This is a genomic window from Delftia sp. ZNC0008, assembly GCF_000799035.1.
Classification (GTDB): Bacteria; Pseudomonadota; Gammaproteobacteria; order Burkholderiales; family Burkholderiaceae_C; genus Comamonas; species Comamonas tsuruhatensis.
The window spans coordinates 1-2,207 of record NZ_JTKZ01000764.1 but is presented as its reverse complement, the minus strand read 5'-3'; the positions used below and the strand labels follow the sequence as shown (position 1 = coordinate 2,207).

2 protein-coding genes and 1 pseudogene are annotated in these 2,207 nt (G+C 67.0%); all 3 read left to right on the top strand.

What is annotated here, in order from left to right; all coding sequences use genetic code 11:
* Positions 1–370, top strand: a 370-nt coding sequence (locus L995_RS24780) for a glutamate ligase domain-containing protein (protein WP_442855558.1), incomplete at its 5' end; no start/stop codon positions are given.
* The gene (mraY, locus tag L995_RS24775) at positions 361–1,539 is read left to right on the top strand and encodes a phospho-N-acetylmuramoyl-pentapeptide-transferase (RefSeq protein WP_016448034.1); all 1,179 of its coding nucleotides are present in this window, start codon (positions 361–363) and stop codon (positions 1,537–1,539) included. The genes L995_RS24780 and mraY, both read left to right, overlap by 10 nt.
* A gap of 4 nt (positions 1,540–1,543) precedes the next feature.
* A pseudogene (locus tag L995_RS24770) lies at positions 1,544–2,207 on the top strand (UDP-N-acetylmuramoyl-L-alanine--D-glutamate ligase); the annotation flags it as partial.

Sequence of the window (2,207 nt, the reverse complement as noted above, 5' to 3'; positions counted from 1 at the left end):
GGTGGCCGCGGCCATCGAGGTGCTGCGCGAACTGCCCGCTCCCCAGCTGCTGGTGCTGGGCGACATGGGCGAGGTCGGCGACCAGGGGCCGCAATTCCATGCCGAGGCGGGCGCGCTGGCGCGCAGCCTGGGCATTGCCCGGCTGTTCACGCTGGGCGCGCAAAGCACATCCGCCGCCACCGCATTCGGTGCAGGTGCCCGGCATTTCGAAGACATGGCCTCGCTGCAACAGGCAGCCTGTGCCGCGCTGCCCGAGGTGGGTAGCATTCTGGTCAAGGGTTCGAGGTTCATGAAGATGGAGCAGGTGGTTCAGGCGGTCGAGGCGGCCGGCAAGGATGACGGTTGCAAGAAGGAGGCCGCATGCTGCTGATGCTGTCCCAATGGCTGCAGGGCCTGTCCCCCGAGTTCGGCTTTCTGCGCGTCTTCCAGTACCTCACGATGCGCGCCGTGATGGCCGCGCTCACGGCCCTGGTCATCGGCCTGCTGGCCGGGCCGCGCCTGATCCGCATGCTGACCTCGCTCAAGATCGGCCAGCCCGTGCGCGGCTACGGCATGGAAACCCATCTGGCCAAGAGCGGCACGCCCACCATGGGCGGGGCGCTGATCCTGCTGTCCATTGCCGTGTCCACGCTGCTGTGGTTCGACCTGTCCAACCGCTTCGTCTGGATCGTGCTGCTGGTCACCCTGGGCTTCGGCACCATCGGCTGGGTCGATGACTGGCGCAAGGTGGTCAACAAAGACCCCGAGGGCATGCGCTCGGGCGAGAAGTATTTCTGGCAGTCCGTCATCGGACTGCTGGCCGCTCTCTACCTGGTGTTCTGCATTTCGGAGAACACCAATGCCCAGGTCTTCGAGCTGTTCGTGACCTGGGTGCAGTCGGGCTTTTCGCTGGACCTGCCGCCCAAGGCCGGCCTGCTTGTTCCCTTCTTCAAGGAAGTCAGCTACCCGCTGGGCGTGCTCGGCTTCGTGGTCATGACCTACCTGGTCATCGTGGGCGCCAGCAATGCGGTGAACCTGACCGATGGCCTGGACGGCCTGGCCATCATGCCCGTGATCATGGTGGGCTCGGCCCTGGGCATCTTTGCCTATGTGACCGGCAACGCCGGCTACGCCAAGTACCTGCTGTTCCCGCACATCCCGGGCTCGGGCGAGCTGCTGGTGTATTGCGCGGCCATGGCCGGAGCGGGTCTGGCCTTTCTGTGGTTCAACGCCCATCCGGCCCAGGTCTTCATGGGCGACGTGGGCGCGCTGGCGCTGGGCGCTTCGCTGGGCACCATCGCCGTGATCGTTCGCCAGGAAATCGTGCTGGCCATCATGGGCGGCATCTTCGTGGTCGAGGCGCTGTCGGTGATGCTGCAGGTTACCTGGTTCAAGTTCACCAAGAAGCGCTATGGCGAAGGCCGTCGCCTGCTCAAGATGGCGCCACTGCACCACCATTTCGAGAAGAGCGGCTGGAAGGAAACCCAGGTCGTGATCCGCTTTTGGATCATCACCATGCTGCTGTGCCTGCTGGGCCTGTCCACGCTGAAGCTGAGGTGAGTCCATGAACACCGAAGACTTCAAGACCGAACCTCCTGCGCTGCCGGCTGGCGAGCCCGCTGTCCCGGCGCTGCATGCCGAACTGGCCAAGGGGGCCGACTTTGCCTCGGAGTCTGCCGGCGAGCGGGCGGACGAGCCGGTCGCGGATCCGGTCCTGGACGATTCGCCGGCTGCGGCTCTGGAAGGCGCAGAGCAGCCGCTGGCTGCGGAGCCTTCGCAGGCGCTTGGGCTTGAGGCAGCCCCGGCCCCTGCGGCGATGACCGAGCCTGTACCCGACATCTCCACGCTGACGGCAGCCAGGGATGCCGCTGCCTTCGTGGCCCAGATCTTTGCCGACCCCAGCATCTCGGATTCCTCCGACGCCGAGGTCACCCCGGTCGCCACCGAAGAGGCGGTTGAAGCCGAACAGGTACTGCCACCCGTGGCTGCCGGCTGGCCCGGCGAGCAGGCCCAGCACCTGCAGGGCCAGCGCGTGCTCATCCTGGGCCTGGGCGCCTCGGGCCTGGCCATGGCGCGCTGGTGCGTGCGCTGCGGCGCCGAAGTCATCGTGGCCGATACGCGCCAGGCGCCGCCCCAGCTGCAACAGCTGTCCGCCGAGCTGCCCCAGGCGCGCTTCGTGCCCGGAGATTTCACGGCCCAGCTGGTGGACGGCCAGAGCCTGGGGCTGG

What these genes read in the sequence shown, in the direction of transcription:
- mraY (WP_016448034.1), top strand. Translation starts at nt 361, where the DNA reads ATGCTGCTGATGCTGTCCCAATGGCTGCAGGGCCTGTCCCCCGAGTTC.